Source organism: Thiomicrorhabdus aquaedulcis, from assembly GCF_004001325.1.
GTDB classification, from domain to species: Bacteria; Pseudomonadota; Gammaproteobacteria; order Thiomicrospirales; family Thiomicrospiraceae; genus Thiomicrorhabdus; species Thiomicrorhabdus aquaedulcis.
Genome location: NZ_AP018722.1, coordinates 2353013 through 2373954 on the forward strand (window position 1 = coordinate 2353013; position 20942 = coordinate 2373954).

17 protein-coding genes, 1 tRNA gene and 2 pseudogenes are annotated in these 20942 nt (G+C 47.3%); 13 read left to right on the forward strand and 7 right to left on the reverse strand.

Annotated features, from left to right (window positions below; all coding sequences use genetic code 11):
• Positions 1-73: 73 nt before the first annotated feature.
• The 5 genes and pseudogenes from EP181_RS10820 to aroK all read right to left on the reverse strand — a co-directional run bounded on the left by EP181_RS10820 (position 74) and on the right by aroK (position 3864).
• Positions 74-148, reverse strand: a tRNA-Arg gene (locus EP181_RS10820).
• A gap of 124 nt (positions 149-272) precedes the next feature.
• Positions 273-824: a hypothetical protein gene (locus EP181_RS10825; RefSeq protein ID WP_127471639.1), complete on the reverse strand. Its 552-nt coding sequence runs from the start codon at positions 822-824 to the stop codon at positions 273-275.
• 209 nt (positions 825-1033) lie between these two features.
• Positions 1034-1972, reverse strand: a complete 939-nt coding sequence (locus EP181_RS10830; RefSeq protein WP_127471640.1) for a D-hexose-6-phosphate mutarotase — start codon at positions 1970-1972, stop codon at positions 1034-1036.
• A 61-nt stretch (positions 1973-2033) separates the two neighbouring features.
• Positions 2034-3133, reverse strand: a pseudogene (gene aroB / locus EP181_RS10835) (3-dehydroquinate synthase).
• Between the two features lie 206 nt (positions 3134-3339).
• The gene (aroK, locus tag EP181_RS10840) at positions 3340-3864 is read right to left on the reverse strand and encodes a shikimate kinase AroK (RefSeq protein ID WP_127471641.1); all 525 of its coding nucleotides are present in this window, start codon (positions 3862-3864) and stop codon (positions 3340-3342) included.
• A gap of 473 nt (positions 3865-4337) precedes the next feature.
• On the opposite strand from aroK, the gene EP181_RS10845 reads away from it, so the two are divergent.
• The 10 genes from EP181_RS10845 (at position 4338) to EP181_RS10890 (ending at position 14132) form a co-directional block, all read left to right on the forward strand.
• On the forward strand, positions 4338-5174 hold the full coding sequence (locus tag EP181_RS10845; protein WP_127471642.1) for a DUF2189 domain-containing protein: 837 nt from the start codon (positions 4338-4340) through the stop codon (positions 5172-5174).
• Between the two features lie 51 nt (positions 5175-5225).
• On the forward strand, positions 5226-5450 hold the full coding sequence (locus tag EP181_RS10850; RefSeq protein ID WP_127471643.1) for a hypothetical protein: 225 nt from the start codon (positions 5226-5228) through the stop codon (positions 5448-5450).
• A gap of 236 nt (positions 5451-5686) precedes the next feature.
• Positions 5687-6304 carry a guanylate kinase gene (gene gmk / locus EP181_RS10855; RefSeq protein WP_127471644.1) on the forward strand — a complete coding sequence of 206 codons (618 nt, stop codon included), beginning with the start codon at positions 5687-5689 and terminating at the stop codon, positions 6302-6304.
• A 30-nt stretch (positions 6305-6334) separates the two neighbouring features.
• Positions 6335-7531: a DegT/DnrJ/EryC1/StrS family aminotransferase gene (locus EP181_RS10860; protein WP_127471645.1), complete on the forward strand. Its 1197-nt coding sequence runs from the start codon at positions 6335-6337 to the stop codon at positions 7529-7531.
• Positions 7532-7566: 35 nt separating this feature from the next.
• Positions 7567-8652 carry an iron-containing alcohol dehydrogenase family protein gene (locus EP181_RS10865; RefSeq protein ID WP_127471646.1) on the forward strand — a complete coding sequence of 362 codons (1086 nt, stop codon included), beginning with the start codon at positions 7567-7569 and terminating at the stop codon, positions 8650-8652.
• A gap of 144 nt (positions 8653-8796) precedes the next feature.
• Positions 8797-9543: a 3-deoxy-manno-octulosonate cytidylyltransferase gene (gene kdsB, locus EP181_RS10870; protein ID WP_127471647.1), complete on the forward strand. Its 747-nt coding sequence runs from the start codon at positions 8797-8799 to the stop codon at positions 9541-9543.
• Between the two features lie 355 nt (positions 9544-9898).
• The gene (locus EP181_RS10875) at positions 9899-11146 is read left to right on the forward strand and encodes a 3-deoxy-D-manno-octulosonic acid transferase (RefSeq protein WP_127471648.1); all 1248 of its coding nucleotides are present in this window, start codon (positions 9899-9901) and stop codon (positions 11144-11146) included.
• A gap of 98 nt (positions 11147-11244) precedes the next feature.
• A complete protein-coding gene (gene rpoZ / locus EP181_RS10880; RefSeq protein WP_127471649.1) occupies positions 11245-11469 on the forward strand; it encodes a DNA-directed RNA polymerase subunit omega in 225 nt (74 codons plus the stop codon).
• Positions 11470-11557: 88 nt separating this feature from the next.
• The gene (locus EP181_RS10885) at positions 11558-13699 is read left to right on the forward strand and encodes a RelA/SpoT family protein (protein ID WP_127471650.1); all 2142 of its coding nucleotides are present in this window, start codon (positions 11558-11560) and stop codon (positions 13697-13699) included.
• Positions 13700-13745: 46 nt separating this feature from the next.
• Positions 13746-14132, forward strand: coding sequence for a RidA family protein (locus EP181_RS10890; protein WP_127471651.1), 387 nt, complete (start codon positions 13746-13748; stop codon positions 14130-14132).
• Here EP181_RS10890 and EP181_RS10895 read toward each other — a convergent pair.
• Together EP181_RS10895 and zigA are read right to left on the reverse strand one after the other, a co-directional pair.
• Entirely contained in the window at positions 14129-14596 is a 468-nt protein-coding gene (locus EP181_RS10895) for a Fur family transcriptional regulator (RefSeq protein ID WP_127471652.1), read from the reverse strand. The genes EP181_RS10890 and EP181_RS10895 overlap by 4 nt on opposite strands.
• 9 nt (positions 14597-14605) lie before the next feature.
• Positions 14606-15789 (reverse strand): annotated as a pseudogene (gene zigA / locus EP181_RS12930) (zinc metallochaperone GTPase ZigA).
• A 145-nt stretch (positions 15790-15934) separates the two neighbouring features.
• On the opposite strand from zigA, the gene EP181_RS10905 reads away from it, so the two are divergent.
• From EP181_RS10905 to EP181_RS10915, 3 genes are all read left to right on the forward strand, one after another.
• Positions 15935-16138 carry a CPXCG motif-containing cysteine-rich protein gene (locus tag EP181_RS10905; protein WP_127471653.1) on the forward strand — a complete coding sequence of 68 codons (204 nt, stop codon included), beginning with the start codon at positions 15935-15937 and terminating at the stop codon, positions 16136-16138.
• Positions 16139-16431: 293 nt separating this feature from the next.
• Positions 16432-17778 (forward strand): GGDEF domain-containing protein, encoded by a 1347-nt coding sequence (locus EP181_RS10910; RefSeq protein WP_127471654.1) that lies wholly within the window; start codon positions 16432-16434, stop codon positions 17776-17778.
• Between the two features lie 175 nt (positions 17779-17953).
• Positions 17954-20869, forward strand: a complete 2916-nt coding sequence (locus EP181_RS10915) for a methyl-accepting chemotaxis protein (RefSeq protein ID WP_127471655.1) — start codon at positions 17954-17956, stop codon at positions 20867-20869.
• Positions 20870-20942: the final 73 nt, after the last annotated feature.

Below are 20942 nucleotides of genomic sequence, written 5' to 3' on the forward strand. Positions count from 1 at the left end.
AAAGAAATGTTTAAAACAAAGAGAGATTAAACTAAAAAGCCCCAGCGATGTGCATCGCTGGGGCTTAGGTTTGTGGTGCAGCCACCAGGAATCGAACCTGGAATTGCCCCTTAGGAGGGGGCGGTTATATCCATTTAACTACGGCCGCGAATGGGGTGGTATTTTAACCGTTTGATGCGCGGTTTGCAGGCTTAAATGGTTGGCATCGCACATTAATGCTGCGCTAAAAATGACTACCCTAGCTGATCACACTGGCTGATCACACTGGCTGATCACACTGGCTGATCAAGCGCGCCCAAACGCGCCAGCGCGTGCTGACCCGTGATGGTGTCGAGTTGGTAGATGTTAAAGTTGGTTTTAAGCGAAAAGTCTTGGGTTCGGGTGGCATAGTTGGTCGAAACACTGCCTTGGGGTGAATGCACACGGTGAAACACCTGCGGTGGCCAGCCTAAGATGGCGGCACCGGTAAATATTTTTTGGCCGTTATGGTAAATGGCGTCGGTGGTAACTTCAAAACGTTCAACCTGGCCGTGTTTTACCGAATACAACTCCACCAAACGCTGGCCTTGATGCACCACTAATTTGTCTTCTTGGTCGGTGTGCATGTACCAGTACCAGGTGTCGTCGCCGGCGATGAGTGGGCTTTTTCCGCCGGGTTCGTGCAGTACCAAATCGATGCTGGATAAATCGTCCACCACGCCGTCTACGCTAAAAAACTGTACCTTGGGCGTCGCTCTAAGCGGCTTTAAAGGCAAAATAAAACATAAGTTTTCAATGTAAACGTTTTTACACCCAACCACCAAATCTGTTAGTAACCCCGACATAACCACTCCAATGCATAAGCGTATGATAATATTCTAATCTTTGAGCTTTAAGTTATAACACTTAATGTGTGAATGCAATGCTTTTTAAGGATTATGCATCAAACGTGCGACTAATGTTTTTAGGGCTTTGACCAGGCCTGGTTAAACGCAAAACCGCCCTAAAAAGGGCGGTTTTGCGTGGGCGTACAAAGGTTTTAAACGTTAAAGTGTTAGCGCGCTTGACTCGACAGCATCATGGTAAAAGTGTGTTTTTCATTAGCACCAATCACCACGGCATTGTCGGCGATATTACCGGCTTCAACGCACACAAACGCTGGCCATAAATCGTCTGGAATGTCGCCAAAGCCTTTTACGGTTTCTGGACCCGGGTTCCAAACCACCGCCGATTGGGCGTTGTTTTTTTCAATGATAATGGCGCGATGGTTGCCCGCGTCTTCAATGACCGTGTCGGCGGTGTGGTTTAAGTACACCGAATCCATAGGCGGATTAAGCACTAAATCACCCGCTTGACGCTCGGCCGGTGCGTGGCTGAGTTTGTCTAAATGCGTGGCACCGTCTAAACCGGCAATCACCAAATTACGCGCGTCGGCGACGGCAAAATAGGTGTGAAACGCTTCGGTAATTTCAATGTCGTGGTCGTTTAGGTTGTAGGTGGTAAGCGACAACGCAAGTTTTTCACCGACTTCTATTTTAAGTTCGGCATGAAAGTAGTGTGGCCAAAGCGCCAAGGTTTCTTCGCTTGAATCAAAGCCCAACACCACTTCGGTGGCACCCGAGGGCATGTTGGCGACGTGCTCTAACTGCCATACCGCATTGCGCACAAAACCGTGTGCTGGGGCGGCCGGATTAGTGGCATTAGCCCCAAACCACGGCCAACAAATAGGCACACCACCGCGCACGGGCTTTTGGCCGTTGTAAATACTGGTGGGGCTCACCCACAACACTTCGGGCTGGTCGCTGGGCTTAAAATTTAACACCGAACCGCCATGGGTGGTAATTAAAGCGCTCGCCAGACCGTTTTTAACCTCAATCATCATAATATTGTCTTGCATGCGAAACGACACCCCTTCGGCGGTGAGCTGTTGCGCGTAGGGTTGAGTGTCTTGGGTATCTTGCTGAGCGTCTTGCTGTGCGGTGCTATTGGGCATCATGCCTCCTAAAATAATTTATAAGTTAAACACGTTAACCAGGCCTGGTGAAGTGCGATGCTTACGCAGGACGCCATTCGCTGAGGGTTTGTTCTAACAATGCGCGTGGATAGTCGCCAGTCACGTACGCTTGGCCAATGGTTTTTAACAACACCAAACGAATGGTGCCGGCTTGGACTTTTTTATCGCCCGCCATTAAATCTAAATACGTTTGGTTGCTCATTTGCGCCACACTGGGCGGATAAATAGGCAGATGCGCTTGTTCAAAAATGGCTTGAATGCGCGTGCACTCTTCGGGGCTTAAATTACCCAACAAACGCGATAAATAGACCGCTTGCATGGTGCCGGCACTCACGCCTTCGCCGTGCAACCAGTTACCATACCCCATGCCCGATTCAATGGCGTGGCCAAAGGTATGGCCTAAATTAAACAGCGCACGTAAACCCGACTCTTTTTCGTCCAACGCCACAATGTCGGCTTTGTTTTGACACGAACGTTCAATCGCTTCCATTAATGCGGCCGGTTCGCGTTTAAGCAAGGCGCTAATGTGGGTTTCAAGCCACTCAAAAAAGGGATAATCGCCAATTAAACCGTATTTAATCACCTCGGCCAGACCAGCAGACAACTCACGATCGGCCAGCGTATTAAGGGTTTGGGTATCAATCACCACGCATTCGGGTTGGTGAAACGCCCCAATCATATTTTTACCCAGCGGATGATTTACACCAGTTTTCCCCCCACCGAAGAGTCTACTTGTGACAGTAAGGTCGTGGGCATTTGAATAAAATTAACCCCGCGCTGAAACGCGGCGGCGGCAAAACCGGTCATGTCGCCAATCACCCCGCCGCCCAACGCCACCAACGTGCAACTGCGATCAAACCGCTGGCCAATCAGCGCATCAAACACCAAGTTAAGGGTGTCTAAATTTTTATACTGTTCGCCATCGGGCAAAATCACCGTTTCAACGGTAAAGTCGGCAAAGGCTTTTTTGCACGCGTCCAAATACAAGGGGGCGACCGTGGTGTTGGTTACAATCAACACCTGCTTGCCCTTAACATACGGCTTAACCCATTGGGCGTCGCCCATTAACCCTTGGCCAATAAAAATGGGGTAACTGCGGTCGCCTAAATTAACGTGTAATGTTTTAACGTGCGTTTTCACAATCGGTACTCTTTAATGCTTAATGAGACCTTTGCACGAGTCAATGCACGAATAAAAATGGTTAAAATTCACCTGATTTTTGTTGAAAATCTTGCGAATAGCTCGCTATTCACTGCGTTTTCCGCCGCAATCAGGCAAATTTTTTACCCTCAAGGGGTACTTACGCCTATTTTTTTTCGCACCTGATTCGTGCAAAGGTCTCTAATTTAAATAACGTGCTCGACTTCCAGCTCATCCAAAATTTGTTTTACAACGCGGTACACCGACACTTGCTGAGTTTCAATGACCAAATCGGCCATTTCTAAATACCATGGTTCGCGGCGTTCCATTAACTCGGCCAAGACTTTTTCGGGGTGATCGTTTTGCAATAATGGTCTATTTCGGTCGTGCTTGGTGCGCTGAATTAACGCCTCAACCGACGACTTTAAGTACACCACAAAGCCACGTGTGCGCAAATGTTGGCGATTTATTTCACGCTCAACCACGCCGCCGCCAGTCGCCAACACCATTTCGACCCGCTGGCTTAAATCGTCAATCACCGCTTCTTCGCGGTCGCGAAAACCTGACTCGCCTTCAATGTCAAAAATCATCGGAATGGTCGCGCCAGTACGCTGCTCGATCACATGGTCACTGTCCATAAACTGGTAGTGCAGTTTCTCGGCTAAAATGCGCCCAACGGTCGATTTTCCGGCGCCCATAGGGCCTATTAAAAATATACTTTCTTTATGCATACGCACATTGTAATGGATTTATTAACCGGCCTCCATTCAAGATTAAAAAAGCCAACAACTCTTTTGGTCTTATTTTATCAATCCAGATTTATTGAGCCGCGTAATTAAGTTTCATTATTGAGCGCCCACCCTAAGAACCACAATGCACCAACTCCGTTTTAACTTGCATATTAAGCAGACTTCTAAAACATCATAATATTATTATTTAATAATATAAAACAACAACCTAGACGCATATAAACATTTTATTGTTCATTTTGGTATAACTTATGTATAACTATGTTTGAGCAACAGAAAATCAAAAAAATAAATTGGCTGTTGTGGCTATTACATTGTTACTCACTTTAGTTAACACGTTTTACCCCTAATCTTTATACGTTGCTTTTATTTGCCTTAAAGTGCTTTGCACGAGTAACCCATTCGTGCAAAGTACTCTTTAATGGCTAGCCGTCACAAAATTATAGGAGGTTGTCATGGCTCAAGTACTCAAATCGTCGCACATCCACGATCATTACACCGAAAGTGGAGAGCACATTATTTCAAAAGATATTTCATATTCTCATATAGGTTCATGGCTCAAAAAAGGCTGGATGGACATGGCGCACGCCCCGGCGGCGTCGCTGTTTTATGGCCTGGTCATGATGTTTTCTGTCTTAGCGGTGTATACAGCGTTTAAGGATCAACCCATTACCATCTTTAAAATTGCCACCTTTTTTGTCATGATTTCACCGTTTTTAGCCACCGGCTTGTACGCTATTTCATGCCAGTTAAGCAAAGGTCAATCGCCCGACTTGTTTAGATCAATGTTTGCTTGGCGACGCAATAAAACTGAAATTGCTTTATTTGCTTTGGTGCTTGGGGTCATTGTGGCAATGTGGGCCACCATTACACCTTTAATTGCCGCCATTGCTACGGCCAATACATTGTTAATTATTAATCCAGAAGCGGGTTTAATGGGATTTTTAACCTCTGATGCCGGGATTAACTTTTTAATTTCGTTTGCTGTACTGGCCTCTTTAGTGACTGCGTTTGTGTTTACCATTAGCGTCATTACTATTCCTCTGCTGTTACGCGACACCCATGTGGGCGTGGTGTCCGCCATGATTTTAAGTTTTCAAGTCGTCATGGAAAACAAAAAAGTTATGGCTGCATGGGCACTTACTTTGGGTGGCTTAGTGATGATTGGCATTGTTACCCTTGGCGTGGCCATGGTAGTGGTTATGCCCTTGTTAGGCTACGCCAGTTGGCATGCCTTTAACGATTTAATAGAGGTGGACGATGGATTATCAAATAAAAATCTACCCCTTTAAAACCCGAATAGATTTATCTCAAACCGTTAATGTAAATTTTGGAGAACTAACATGAAAAACATTCTTATTGCAGGCGTTATCGCAAGTTTTATGGGGTTTTCGAGCCTAAGCATAGCCGATACACAATCCAAACAAGCGCAAGCCACTATTGAAAAACTTAATGCTCAAGGGGTAGGTTATCGTGATGCCTATGCGCAACTTTCATATGAAATCGCTTATGAAACCGCGTCAGTACAAGCCAAACAACCTTGTCGAAAAATGACTCGTGGCTTATGAGTTAAAACAGGCGCAACCTGTTAGCAACCAAGCCGTTACCCAGGCCGTTACCCTAGCCTTTACAACCCAGCCCTTAACCTTATAAGTTAAGGGCTTTTTTATGCCCATCGTTGTGCAAAGGTCTCTTTAATGACTGCTATCGTTAAGCTACCTTAATTAAAGCCCGTGGTTACTTTCCACCAGTATTAAATTCTCTGTTAAAATATTGAATCCTTTTATTTTTTTGGAGACACATCATGCTGGGCTCACTTTATATTGTCTCAGCGCCGTCAGGTGCTGGAAAAACCTCACTGGTTAGCAAACTCATTGAGTTAGACAGCAAAATTGTTGTGTCCATCTCCAGCACCACGCGCGCCAAGCGTCCCGGCGAAGAAAACGGGGTTAACTATCACTTTATTGACCTAACCACGTTTGAGCAAAAACAAGCGCACGGTGATTTTTTAGAGCACGCTCACGTGTTTGACCACTTTTACGGCACCTCTAAAAGCGCGGTACAAGAGCAACTTAATAGTGGCAAAGACGTTATTTTAGAAATCGACTGGCAGGGCGCGCAACAGGTGCGCTCTTTAATGCCCAACGCCACCAGCATTTTTATTTTACCGCCCTCTTTAGACGAACTATCGCGACGTCTAAACGCCCGTGGCACCGATTCGGCCGACATTATCAGCCGTCGCATGCGCGATGCCGTGGCCGAAATGTCGCACTATCACGAATTTGAATACGTCGTTATCAACAACCATTTTGACACCGCACTGCACGAGTTACACAGCATATTCTTGGCGGGACGACTCAAACAAGCCCAACAAAAAATGGCGCACAAAGCGCTTATAAAATCGTTAATTAACGCCCAATAAACACAGTACGCAACCCGCTAGGAGCAAGCCATGCCAGGTTTTGAGATTTTTGATGAATCCGAAAAACAACAAATCAACGAAGTAATGGATCAAGGATTCACCTTTCGCTACAACTTTGACGGCCTGCGCAATGGCGTGTGGAAAGCCCGCGAACTCGAAACTCTAATTTGTGAAACGCTCCACGTGAAACACGCCCATTTGGTGTCCAGTGGCACCACGGCGCTCACCACCGCATTAATGGCCGCCGGTGTGGGTGCGGGCGACGAGGTGATTGTGCCGCCGTTTACGTTTGTGGCCAGCGTTGAGGCCATTGTTTTGGCCGGCGCCATTCCGGTGTTTGCCGAAATTGACGAAACCCTTACGCTCTCTGCACAAGCCATCGAAGCGGTGATTACCTCCAAAACCCGTGCCGTTAACTTTGTACACATGTGCGGTTACGGCGGCGACATGGACGGCGTTAAAGCGGTGTGCGACAAACACAACTTAATTTTATTAGAAGACGCCTGCCAAGCCACCGGTGCGACATACAAAGGCAAAGCGCTGGGCACCATTGGTCAAGTCGGCACCTTTTCGTTTGACTCGGTTAAAACCATTTCGTGCGGTGAAGGCGGCGCAGTCCTTACCAACGACAGTCAAATTTACGCCAACGCCCACATGTTTTCAGACCACGGTCACGACCACATTGGCCAAGATCGCGGTGCCGAAAGCCACCCTATTATGGGCACTAACTTTCGCATATCCGAGATGAACGCCGCCGTAGGCGTGGCACAGTGGAAAAAACTCGACCGCATCTTAGCCATTCAACGTAAAAACAAAAAAGCCTTAAAAGACGCCTTAGCACAGTACCCCGAAGTCAGTTTTAGAGTGATTACCGACGAAAGCGGTGACAACGCAGGGTTTGTCAGCTTCTTTTTACCCACCGAAGAGCGCACCCGTGAGGTGGTAGCAGGTCTGGCCGAACAAAAAATTCCGGCGGTCTTTTATTGGTATGCCAATAACTGGCATTATTTTAAAAACTGGCCGCACATTCACCACATGAAAAGCCCGGCCAAATTGCCAATTGACCTGATTGCCGATCGCCCAGATTACACCCAAGTTAAAACCCCTAAGTCCGATGCCATTATGAGCCGCACCATTTCAATGCTCATTCAACTGTCGTGGACCGAGGCTGACATTAAAATGCGCATTGACGCATTTGCTAAAATATTCAAAAATCAACCCGCTTAAGACGCGCTTTGCACGAATCAAAACAGGATAAACAGATGAAATTTCGTAACTTTAAAACCGTACCTAAAATGATTTTTGGTCGTGGCTCATTTGATCAGCTCGACGACGTGTTAAGCACCGAACGCCAAAAAGTCGGTGATTTTGTGGTGTTTTTGGTGGATGCGATACACCAAAATAAACCGCTGGCCGAACGCATTCCGGCCAGCACGCGTGACATGGTTATTTGGCTGGACGTAACCGACGAGCCCAAAACCACCTACGTAGACGCACTTACCGTGCAAGTGCAAGCGTATTGCGCCGAACACAACAACGGCCGCAACCCAGTCAGCGTAGTCGGTTTGGGCGGTGGCTCTTCATTAGACTTGGCCAAAGCGGTGGCGTTAATGCTCACCAATCCGGGCGGATCGGCCTCTTACCAGGGCTGGGATTTAATCAAACACCCTGCCGTGCATCACGTCGGCATTCCCACCATTTCCGGCACGGGTGCCGAAGCGTCGCGCACCACGGTGTTAACCGGACCGGATAAAAAACTGGGCATGAACTCAGACCATACGGTGTTTGACCAAATTATTATGGACCCCGATTTATTGCAAGGCGTGCCCACCGACCAGTGGTTTTACACCGGCATGGACTGCTACATTCACAACATTGAAGCCTTAAACGGCACTTACATTAACGAGTTTGCACGTGCGTTTGGCGAAAAATCGCTGGATTTATGCAACCAAGTCTTTTTAGAAGATCACCCCGATTCCGACGAAAAGTTGATGATGGCCTCGTACATGGGTGGCCAAAGCATCGCTTACAGCCAAGTGGGCGCGTGCCATGCGCTGTCTTACGGCTTGTCGTACGTGATGGGCTACCATCACGGCATTGGCAACTGCATCGCCTTTGACGTGCTGGACGACTTTTATCCAGAAGGCGTTAAAGTGTTTAGACAGATGATGAACAAGCACAACATTGTGCTGCCTAAAGGCATCACCAAAGATCTAAGTGAAGCCGACATGCAAAAAATGATTCGCACCGCGTCAGGCTTAGCACCCCTGTGGGAAAACGTTTACGGCGCAAATTGGCAAGAAAAAGTAACCCCTGAATTATTGCGTTCACTTTACGAAAAAATGTAATCGTTTAATGTTATCGCCTAGCGTCATCGCTTAACACTCAACACCCACAAAAACCTATTCAACCAGGCCTGGTCAGACGTTAAAACGTTAAAACAAATGACCAGGCCTGGTCATTGTTACTGCATAAAGATTAAAGGCCGTTTAATGAACACCTATGTTTTTATTCCAGCGCGCTACGGCTCGTCGCGTTTACCGGGTAAGCCGCTTAAGCTGATTGCGGGCAAACCAATGATTCAGCACGTTTACGAACGCATCTCTAAAGCCACGGGGCTGGCTGGAGTGTACATTGCCACCGACGACGAACGCATTAAAACCGTGGTTGAAGCCTTTGGTGGACAAGTGATTATGACGCCCGTTGAAGCCGCTTCGGGCACCGACCGCATAGCCGCGGCCGCCAACGCACTGGGGTTAAAAGACGACGATTTAATTGTCAATGTACAAGGCGACCAACCGCTGGTGCATCCGCAATCCATCACCGATGTGATTGCCCCGTTTTTAGCGGCCGACTACCAAGGCGCGTTTGAAATGAGCACCTTGTCGTTTAAAATTGTTAACGAAGCCGAAATCACCAACCCCAAAGACGTTAAATTGGTAACCGATTACAACGGCTTTGCACTGTATTTTTCGCGCGCCACCATTCCACATGGCCGCGACTATTGGGATCACGACAGCTTTAAACACTTGGGCATCTACGCCTACACCAAACGCTTTGTTGATCTGTTTAACACTCTGCCCATGGGACGTTTAGAAGACATCGAAAAACTCGAGCAACTGCGCGCGCTGGAATACGGCCATAAAATTAAAGTGGTGCAAAGCGCTTACGATTCACCCGAAGTGGATTTGCCCGGCGACATTGCCCTGATGGAAGCGTTGCTACTGGCCGGCCATTAACACACTAAGCGAAACCCCAAATAGCAAAGTGATTTAAATTAAAGTTTAAAGTTACCAGGCCTGGTCAATATATGGGCACCTCTATTAACCCCAGGTTGAATTCTGCGGGACTTAAAGGCCACTTATTCTAGGCGTGCGGCGCCGACCTTAGTCATTCTAAGGTCAAGGCGCATAACAACGAAGAAGTGGCCTTTAAGCCCCGCCCGAAGGGGCTTAGCCAAGTTATTCAGCTCTGCGTTGCGAACGCTTGCCAGGTCTAGACATGACCGCACGTTCGCGCCTTGATCTGAATAACTTGGCGTTGCCAGAATCAACCTGGGGTTAATAGAGGTGCCCATAAGAATGTGAGAATGCGATGTACACCTTAATGACCCGAATACTCAGCCCATTGTTGTGGTTACTGGTGGCCGTTGAAGCCGTTAAACGCCGCGGCGGCTGGACTTTTTTTGTGCAACGCTTAGGGCTGTGGTTTGCGACTTTGCCACCCTTGCCCGCAACCATAAACACCTCTGCACCCCAGCGTATTTGGCTGCATTGCGCCTCGGTGGGCGAGGTTAAAGCGGCTCAACCGCTCATTAATGCACTGCTGAACCAATCTCGCCAAGTGGTCGTGACCACCAACACACCCACCGGCTTAGCACTTGCAAAAACCCTATGGCAAGACCGCGTGTTTTACGCCTACTTGCCGTTGGACTGGGGGTTTGCCGTTAACCATTTTTTAAAACGCACCCAGCCGCAAACGTTGTGGGTGTTAGAAACCGAAATCTGGCCAACCCTATATAAAGTGTGTGCCCAACACGGCCTACCCATTTGCATTATCAACGGTCGATTGTCGCAAAAAACCCTTGCCGCCCCCAACTGGTTAAAAACCGCCTATCGTCAGGCGTTGCGTCAGGTTAATCCTTTGTTGGCGCGCTCACCCGAAGACGCACAACGGTTTATTGAACTGGGTGCTCTGCCCCAACACGTTCAAGTATTGGGCAATTTAAAATACAGCCAACAGCACAGCCTTACCCACCACGCTCGCCCGATAACGCAGCCTTATGTACTGCTGGCCTCATCGCACCACAATGAAGAACAGCACATTGTGCAACACTGGCTCACGCTGCAACGCCCAGAATTAATGGTGATTGTGCCGCGCCATCCGCGCCGCAGTAGCGCGATTCAACAGCAACTTAAACAGCTTAACGTAGTCTATAACGTGGCCAGTCTTGGCCAAGTACCGACCGCGCAGACCCAAGTTTTTTTAGACGATCAATTTGGCAAACTCATGCCGCTGTTTGAACACGCTCAACTGGTAATTATGGGCGGAAGCTTTGTGCCTAAAGGTGGCCACAACGTGTTAGAACCCGCACTCTATGGCCGCGCCATTCTAACCGGGCCCGATATGTCTGACTTTGAAGCCGAAACCGCACTTTTAAAATCCCACGGCGGTCTGATTCAATGCCAAGACTACCAAGAACTTATGCAACAGCTCAATCGTTTATTAAGCGATCATGACGCACCCGCCCTTAGAGAAAACCTAGGCCAAGGTGCGCGCACCGCACTTAACAGCCAAAAAAATAACCTCCAACGCTATTTAAACGCCTTAAACATACTCTAAAACAGCGCGATAGACCGCAATCTTCGATTAATCGTTCTTTAACCCGCGCCAATTTAAGGTAAAATAGTCGACCACCTTAAAAATGCATGGATAAAAAAATGGCACGTGTCACCGTAGAAGATTGTTTAGCTCAAGTTGAAAACCGTTTTGAATTGGTTATTTTAAGCGCCAAACGCGCACGTCAATTAGCCAACGGCGCTGAAGCCACGCTGGCGTGGGAAAACGACAAGCCCACCGTTATGGCGTTGCGCGAATTAGCCGCTAACACCATCGACAAAAAAACCGTTATGGACGACCCAAACACCCCGCCTTACTTCAGCTAACTGGCTTATTGCATTCGCTCAACATCGTTTAGCGTAGTGTAATTTTAGCTTATTACCGTGTTTGCTCGCGCTGTTAAGGATTTTTCTGATGCCCACGCCCCACTCCATTGATGGACTCATCAATAAAGCCTCGTTGTATTTAAACGAAGAACAGGTAGCGCGTATAAAAATCGCCAGCGAGTTTGGCGCGCTGGCGCATCAAGGTCAAACCCGTAAATCGGGTGAAGAATACATTTGGCACCCGATTGCCGTGGCCGAAATTTTGGCCGAAATCCAACTTGACCAAGAAAGTTTAATTGCCGCCATTTTACATGACGTGATTGAAGACACCCCTTACAGCAAACAAGACATTGCCGATCGCTTTGGCGACAGCGTTGCCGAGATAGTCGATGGTGTTACCAAGCTGGGTAAACTCGAATTTGACAACCCGCAAGAAGCCCAAGCCGAAAACTTTCGTAAAATGATTTTAGCCATGGCGCGCGACATTCGCGTCATCTTAATCAAACTGGGCGATCGCCTGCATAACATGCGCACGTTGGGTGTAATGCGTCCCGACAAACAACGTCGCATTGCCCGCGAAACCTTAGACATCTTTGCCCCCATCGCCGGTCGTTTAGGCATTAATGCTATTCGCATCGAACTGGAAGATTTGGGCTTTAAAGCCATGTATCCGCGACGCTTTGCCGTGTTAGAAGCCGCCGTTAAAAAAGCCCGTGGTAACCGCAATGAAATTGTTGAACAAATCCGCGAAACCATTCAAAACCGTTTAAATCAAGAAGAAATACCGGGTAAAGTATTTGGACGTGAAAAGCATTTGTACAGCTTATACAAAAAAATGCGCAATAAACGTCAGCACTTTAGCGACATTTTAGACATCTTTGCCTTTCGCATCATCGTCAACACCGCCGACGAGTGTTATCGCACCTTAGGCACCATGCATTCGCTTTACAAATTTTTGCCGGGGCGCTTCAAAGACTACATTGGTATTCCTAAGTCCAACGGCTATCAATCGTTGCACACGGCGGTATTTGGGCCTTATGGCGTTCATTTAGAAGTGCAAATTCGTACCTCTGCCATGCAAGAGGTCTCGGAACACGGTATTGCGGCGCATTGGCAATACAAACAAGACGGTTCAAGTTCGGACAAAACTCCATCGCACGTTGATTTGCGGGCGCAAGAGTGGGTTAAAAACCTACTCGAAATTCAGCAAAGTGCCGGCAACTCACTCGACTTTTTAGAAAACGTCAAAATCGACCTTTTTCCCGATGTGATTTATGTGTTCACCCCCAAAGGCGACATTATTACCTTGCCCAAAGGTGCCACACCGGTCGATTTTGCCTACGCCGTGCACACCAATATTGGCCACGCCACAGTGGCTTGTCGCATTGACAAACAGTTGGTGCCGCTGCGCACACCGCTCGAAAGCGGTAAAACCATTAATATTATTAAGGGTAAAGAACTTCAACCCAATCCAGCGTGGTTAAACTTTGTCACCACCGCCAAAGCGCGCTCGCAAATTCGCCATTACATGAAGCATCAGCACTCGGACGAGGCCATTATTTTGGGTCAAAAGATGCTGGCTAAATCGCTGCGCAATTTTAATATGGCGTACGAAGGTTTAACGCAAGAGATTCGCCATGAGCTGATTGAAGTGCTTAAACTTGAACATTGGGAGCAACTGCTCGAAGATTTGGGCTCAGGCAACCGTATGGCGCCGCTGGTGGCCAAGCAAATTCACGATGCCGTACTGGGCGCGGACGACGAAGTGAATCATAAAAACATTGGCTCAGACACGCCACTGCCCATTTCGGGCACCGAAGGCATGGTAATTCACTTTGCCAACTGCTGTCACCCTATTCCGGGCGATCAAATTGTGGGCTTTATTAGCACCGAAAAAGGCTTGGTCATTCATCGCAGCAGTTGCAGCAATGTTAAAAACATCAAAAACCATCCCGAAAAATGTCTAGACGTAAACTGGGATAAAGACGCGCAAGGGACTTATTTGGCCGAAATTCAATTAGAGGCCAAAAACCAGCGCGGCACCTTGGCCACCGTGGCCAATCAAATTGCCAAAATTAACACCGACATTGAGCGCGTGCGCTCCGAAGACAAAGACGAATCATATAGCCTAATGCATTTTGTCATCAACGTGCGCGACCGCGTGCATTTAGCCCAAGTGATGCGCAGTTTAAAACGCCTGCCCATCGTCGAAAAAATTCAGCGAATTTAAACCGCTAATTTAACCCGTTAATTTAAACACTTTTAAGGAACTCATCATGCGCGACATTATCTCTACCCCTAACGCTCCACAGGCCATCGGCACCTATTCGCAAGCGGTGCGCGTTGGTAATACCGTGTATTTATCTGGGCAAATTGCGCTTATTCCCGAAACCATGCAAATGGTCGAAGGTGATATTGCGCTTAGAATTCATCAGGTGTTTAAAAATCTTGCGGCGGTGTGTGAAGCGGCGGGCGGTTCGTTAAAAGACATGGTAAAGGTAAACATTTTTTTAACCGATATGGCCAACTTTGCCACGGTAAACGAAGTGATGGCGCAGTATTTTGAACAACCCTATCCCGCGCGTGCGGCGGTAGCGGTTAAGCAATTGCCCAAAGACACCGACATTGAAATTGAAGGAATTATGGCGCTGTCGAGTTACTAACCCGCTTCTTGTGGCTGACAATGTTGGCACAAACCATGAATCTCTATGCCGGGCTGAACCACTTTAAAACTTAGCTCGGCGGCTTGCGCTACAATCGACGCCCACATGGCATCGGCCATCACCCATTCCTGGATTCGTCCACACGCATCGCACATAAAAAACTGTGCGGCACCGTGGTGCGGTTTGCCAATATGATCACACACCACATACTGACTGGTCGACGCCAAACGATGTACCAGGCCTGCTGACTCTAAAAAACTCAACGCTCGGTAAATGGTCATAGGCTGCGCGCCACTTTGCTGGGTTTGCTGATAATGTGCCAAAATTTCATACGCGGTTTGCGGTTGCGATTGCGCCACTAAAATGCTCAACACCTTTTCGCGCACGGGAGTGAGTTTTAAAGCCGCTTTTTGGCAGTGCGCATGCGCCTGATCGATAAAATTATGGGAACACTCTGCAGGCATTATTTACTCCTAAGCGGCAAACGGATCGGTTAATTGATACCAGTATTCTACCCCAGCCAGCAGCTCTTCATCCGACAGTAAACAGTCGTCTAAGGCGGCTTTTGTGGAATTCTCATCTAATCCCTGGCCAATAAACACCAATTCTTGGCGCATGTCGCCAAACGGCTCAATCCATTTTGTGGCAATAAAATCTCTGGACTCTTGGTCGTCGGGCCATTTATCTTCGGCCACCGCTTTCCAAAACATCCCCGCCCAATGATGATGCGCAATGCCACCGGCTTGGTTCCAAACCCCTGCCATTTGCGGCTGACTGGCCAACCAAAAATAGCCTTTAGAACGAATAAGCTTGCCACGTGGCCAATCTTGATGCAAAAAATTCCAAAATTTTGTGGATGAAACGGCTTGCGGGCGTGATAGCTAAAACTGCCAATCCCATACTCTTCGGTTTCGGGAGTGTGCGAACCGCGCGGCTCTTGCAACCAGCCGGGCGCATCTTGCGCTTGCAACACGTCAAATAAACCGGTATTGAGCACTTGGCTTAAGTCAATGTGGCCTTGCTCCATGGCGGCAATGCGCGCCGTAGGGTTAAGTTGTTGTAAAATCAAGCGCAACTCAGTGACCTGCGTTGGGGTCATTAAATCGGTTTTGCTGATTAAAATAACGTTGGCAAACTCCACCTGCTCAATCAACAAATCGGCCACACTGCGAACATCGTCTTCGCCCAAACTTTCACCGGCCGCTTGCAACGACTTGGCCTCATCAAAATCGCGTCTAAAATTTACCCCATCCACCACGGTCACCATAGTGTCTAACCGGGCAACCTGCGATAACGATACGCCGTGTTCGTCTTCAAACGTAAAGGTTTCGGCCACCGGCATGGGTTCCGAAATACCGGTGGATTCAATTAACAAATAGTCAAAACGCCCGCTGTTAGCCAGTTGCGTCACTTCAATTAATAAATCTTCGCGCAAGGTGCAACAAATACAACCGTTAGACATCTCAACCAATTTTTCTTCGGCGCGATTAAAACTCACCTCGCCCTGCACCAAACTGGCGTCAATATTGACCTCACTCATGTCGTTAACAATCACCGCCACCCGCAAATTTTGGCGATTATTTAAGATGTAATTTAAAAGTGTGGTTTTACCCGCGCCCAAAAACCCAGATAATAGGGTAACCGGAAGTTGCTTCATGCTTAATTTACCCGCTCATAAACCTAAAATTGTTATGTTATAACATAACAATTTATGACACAAGCGCTTTTAAATACGTGCCAGACTGACCAGGCCTGGTCAAACCACTGGACTTAATGTTTAGACAAAACAAAGGAAACCCAATATGCTCAATTTAGATTTGCAAACCAAGCGCATTCAATGCCCCTACTGCTGGGAAACCATTAAAATTGTTATCGACCCCAGCCACCTAGAACCCGGTGAGCCGCAAGATTACATAGAAGACTGCTTTGTGTGTTGCCAACCCATTCGCCTCATTGTCAGCACCGACCACGATGGCTACATTGAGGTGGACGCATTAACCGACTAGGCCTGGCCAGACCGCATAATACACGCCACTTACAGTGAGTGCTAAGTTATGGTATTTGCTTAAAATCTAACCCTAAAAGAGACCCTTGCACGAGTCAAGGCACAGTAAAAAATGGCTAAAATTTACCTGATTTTTGTTGAAAACCTTGCGAATAGCCCGCTATTCACTGTGTTTTTCGCCGCAATCAGGCAAATTTTATCTCATTTTTTCCTCGCACCTCACTCGTGCAAAGGTCTCTAAAAGTGTTAAAATTTAAAGCTCACTTACAGTTTAAATTGGTTGATAGCAGCGCGATGAAAACTCTTAATAAATATTTTTTAGGTAATTTGTACACTCCAGCCAACAATGTACTGTTAGAACAAATTGAATCTTTAATATTGCCCAATACCGAGCGATGCGCCAAACGATTTTATACCGAACTTTTAGCCGACGATGCCACCAAACTTTTTTTATCCAACGACCTAGTTAAAGAACGCTTAAGCCGAGAACTTGCTAAATGGATTGGTGCCACATTAACGATAAAATCTAGCTTTGAAAGCACACAAGAGGTCGTTGCTATGCAACGCCATGTTGGAGAGGTTCACGCCCGTGTCAATGTCCCTATGACGCTGGTGAACAGCGCCATGATTATTGTTAAAGAAGAGCTATTTTTAATTATATTAGCCTCCCCCCTAACCTCAGACAATAAAACCCAAGCGGTTATCTTAATTAACAAAATACTTGATGCCAGCCTAAGCTTAATTAACGAAGCGTATTTAGAAGGCCGCGTGGCTAACGAACGCTCGGCACAAGAGTTTCGCAGTCGTACCACCGCGCACGAGCTTGCCATTGAAATAGAACGGGTAAAAGGCTCATTTTTTAGCTGGCTAACCGAGTTTATGACCGCTTTGCTCACCGATCAAACACAGTTAAAAACCGACCTAGCCAAACAAGATTTTGGCCTATGGATTCGCCACAAACTCGACTTTATTTGTTCGAGCCAACCCGTGGTTAGCAGCATTAAAGACAACTTAGATCAAATTCAAATATACGCAAATGAAATATCTGCCCTGCCCAAAGAATCCAGAGGCCATAAAATAAAACTCATCAATGATTTAACCAACGAGTGCGGTTGGTTTTTAAGCTCTATTGCCGACAAAAACATTGAAGACTCAACCCGAGAAGACGGCTTAACCTCGCTTATTGAGCGACGCTTTATGGCGCCTATTTTGCAAAAAGAAACGCAAATGGCCATAAAACTAAACGCCCCTTACACGCTCATTATGCTGGACGTGGACAACTTTAAAAGCATTAATGATATTTACGGGCATCCTGCCGGCGACACGGTACTTTCCAACATTGGTCGCGGCATTAAACGTACCTTACAAATAACCGATTACGCATTTCGTTATGGCGGTGAAGAGTTTTTAATTTTACTGCCCGAAACCAAAATGGAACGTGCGCGCATAATAGCTCAACAGATATTAACCAACATTCGAGCGCTTAAAATTCAAATCGAAAACGGCCGCCACATTGGCATCACCGCCTCTATTGGCTTGGCCGAGTTTTCGGGGCATCCCGACTTTATGCAACTTATTAACCAAGCCGATCAAAACCTATACCAAGCCAAGCACAATGGCAAAGACCAAGCCGTTGGATAAAACGCATTTTTAGCTCTAAATACGTTATTAAAACAATGCAATGTAAATAAAAACGCCATTAATTATAGAAAATACTAATATACGAATCTTATATACTTATTATACAAATCTTATTAAGTTCTTTACTCTAAGCCGCTAACGCTTTATTAGCAGCTTTTTGTTTTAAGGACATTTTATGCATTCACCCGATTTAAATTCATTGCGCTTTATCACCAACGTCGATTCTGATTTTAAGATTACCTTTGTTAACCAGGCCTATCTTGACTGGCTTGGGTACGAAAATAATGAATTAATTGGACAAAAAACCACTCTTTTACACCATGACAGCACGCCCCGCGCCTTAGGCGAGATGATTGTTAAACAATCTAACGCCGGCCAAACCGTCAGCACGCCGCTTAAAGAAGTAAAACAAAATGGCCAAGCCTACTGGGTGGACATGCGCATTCAACCGATGATGGAAAACGGTCGTTACACCGGCTACACCTCGGTTAAGCGTCTGGTGCTGGATCCGCAACGCATCGCGCAGCTTGAGCAGCATTACGCCGACCTACACAGTAAACGCACCGTATTGGTCAACGGTCAAACGGTTAATCGTCTACAACATCGCGTTAAAAACGCCTTTGGCATCCCCCACTGGTCAATTAGCCAGCAAATTGCCGCCTCGATTACCTTAGCGGTTTTATTGGGATTGGGGGTGGCATTGGTGCATGAACACCAACAAAAATCCGATATTTTGGCGCGGAGCATAACGCAAAACCAAACCACCTTAAACAGCTTGGTAGACGCCTACTTTCAAAAAAAACTGGATGTGGGAGAGGCCTCGTTGGCGGGCATTGCCAACTCAGAAACGCTTAAACAGGCGTTTAATGCCCGCAACTTAACCGATTTGCACGCCCAAACAGCCGGGTTATCCGACTACTTTGCTAAAAACACCAAAAATAAAAACATTGTCGTCCAATTGATTGACCAAAACGGCCAAGGGTTTTACAACAGTTGGGCAAAACAACCCACCCAACAATTGCCCCAAGATTTAACCTGGCGTGAAGACGTGCAACTGCAAACGCAAAATCCCACCGCGTTTCGCACTTATTCATTAGGACAACGTGGCTTTACCTTAAAAAACCACATTCCGTTTTACGATGCCAACCAGCAATACACCGGCTCGATTACCTTGGTGCAAGGTCTGGGTTCGGTGCATAAAGATTTATTGGCCGAAAACATTCGCTTTATGGCCATTGTTGACACGGCCAATTTACTGCCGCAACAAAAAGGCATTTTAGACAACGATACGGTTTTTAGCGACAAAGGCTTTGCGCTGTCGTCCAACAGCCACTTTGCCACCGAGCAAGGCAAACAATTGCACGCCTATCTTAATACGCTAAAAGCCAACGATTTAATCGCTCCCAGCGTGCGTTTAGACCATCAATACTTTAGCGTGGCCATTCCAATTAAAGACGCTAAAGAGCGCGTGTATGGCTACCTGGTGGCGGCCGAGCCAGCCGAAAAATTTAATGCTTATTTGCAACAGCAATATCAAGTCGCGCAAAACACCTTTTATGCGGTGCTGATCACCGCCATTATTTTAGCGTTGGTGGTGTTAAGCATTGTGTGGCTTTTGGTCATTCGCCCGCTAAAACACGCCCAGCAGACCATGGCCAGCGCGGTAACGCATCAAGATCTTTTTGCGCGTTTGCCCAGTGTAGGACACGATGAAATAGCCCAGTTGGCCAACGCCTACAACCATCAAGCCATGTTGTCGCAAGTGGTTATCTCTGAGACCAATACCGCGTTAGAAGAAATTTTGGTGGGGCGTTTAAACCACACAGTGCATTTTCCGTTTTTAGCCGATTACGCCCTGCTTAAAGACCGTTTAAATCAAACGGCACACGGTTTGCAAACCACCTTTACTAAGATTGGTGAGGTGATGGGTGATTTAAAATCTGGCCACTTTAGCCGCACCCATCAACACACCTTAAACGGCGCTTACGCCGACGTGGTAAACGATTGCAGTGCCGCGATGCAGGCGCTTAACCAAGTGTTTACCCAAATTACCCATGTTATGAACCTAGCGGCACGCGGGCAATTTGACGAGCGCATTACTCTGGCCGCCCAAGGCGATTTGGACGCGCTTAAGCAAACACTCAACACCACACTTGAGCAACTTAACACCGGGTTTGGCGACGTAATTAATGCCGCAAATCGTCTGGCACAAGGCGACTTAACCCAACCTATTACCCACGCGTACGAATTTAAAATGGACGAAGCCAAACAAGCCATTAACGCGTCTATGGACGGTTTAAGCACCACGCTGTCCAGCGTGTTTACCATTGCCCAACAACTGCAAGACGACGTGGCGTGCGTGCAAGAAGGTACGCAAAATCTTAACGACCGCACCCAGCAACAAGCCGCGTCGCTTGAACAAACGGCTGCCGCCATGGAGCAAACCGCCGCACAAACTCGCAGTAATTTAGACCATACTCAGCACGCCAATGAAATATCCAAACATCAGGCTCACTTGCTCACCCAAGCCAATCACACCATGCAAGACACCAAAGCGTCTATGGGCAATATTAAACAGGTGTCGGAAAAAATTCGTGACATCACCAGTTTAATTGACTCGATTGCCTTTCAAACCAACCTACTGGCGCTCAACGCCGCCGTTGAAGCCGCACGCGCCGGCGAGCATGGCCGAGGCTTTGCCGTGGTGGCCTCCGAAGTGCGTAACCTAGCGCAAAAATCGGCCAATGCCGCCAAAGACATCAGCACTCTGGTTGAGCAAACCGCTCGCGCCATTCAAATAGGCGTTGAACAAGTCGATAACGTTGCACAAGCGCTTGACAACATAACCGTTGAAACCGAAAAGGTGCAGCACATTGTGGCCGAAGTAACCCAGGCCTCTCAAGAACAGTCTATGGGCATTGATGAAATTAACAAAGCCATTGGCCACATTGATGCCACCACCCAACAAAACGCCGCGTTGGTCGAAGAGACCTCGGCCACCGCCGATTCAATGACCCAATCGGCCATGACCTTAAACCAAGAAGTGAGTCGCTTTAAAATAGCCCAAACCTCGCAACGGTTGATTCGCTAAAGTCATCACTCTAACCCGTCTATTCGCATTGACCAGGCCTGGTCAATGCGTATTAATGCCTTTAAAAGGCATT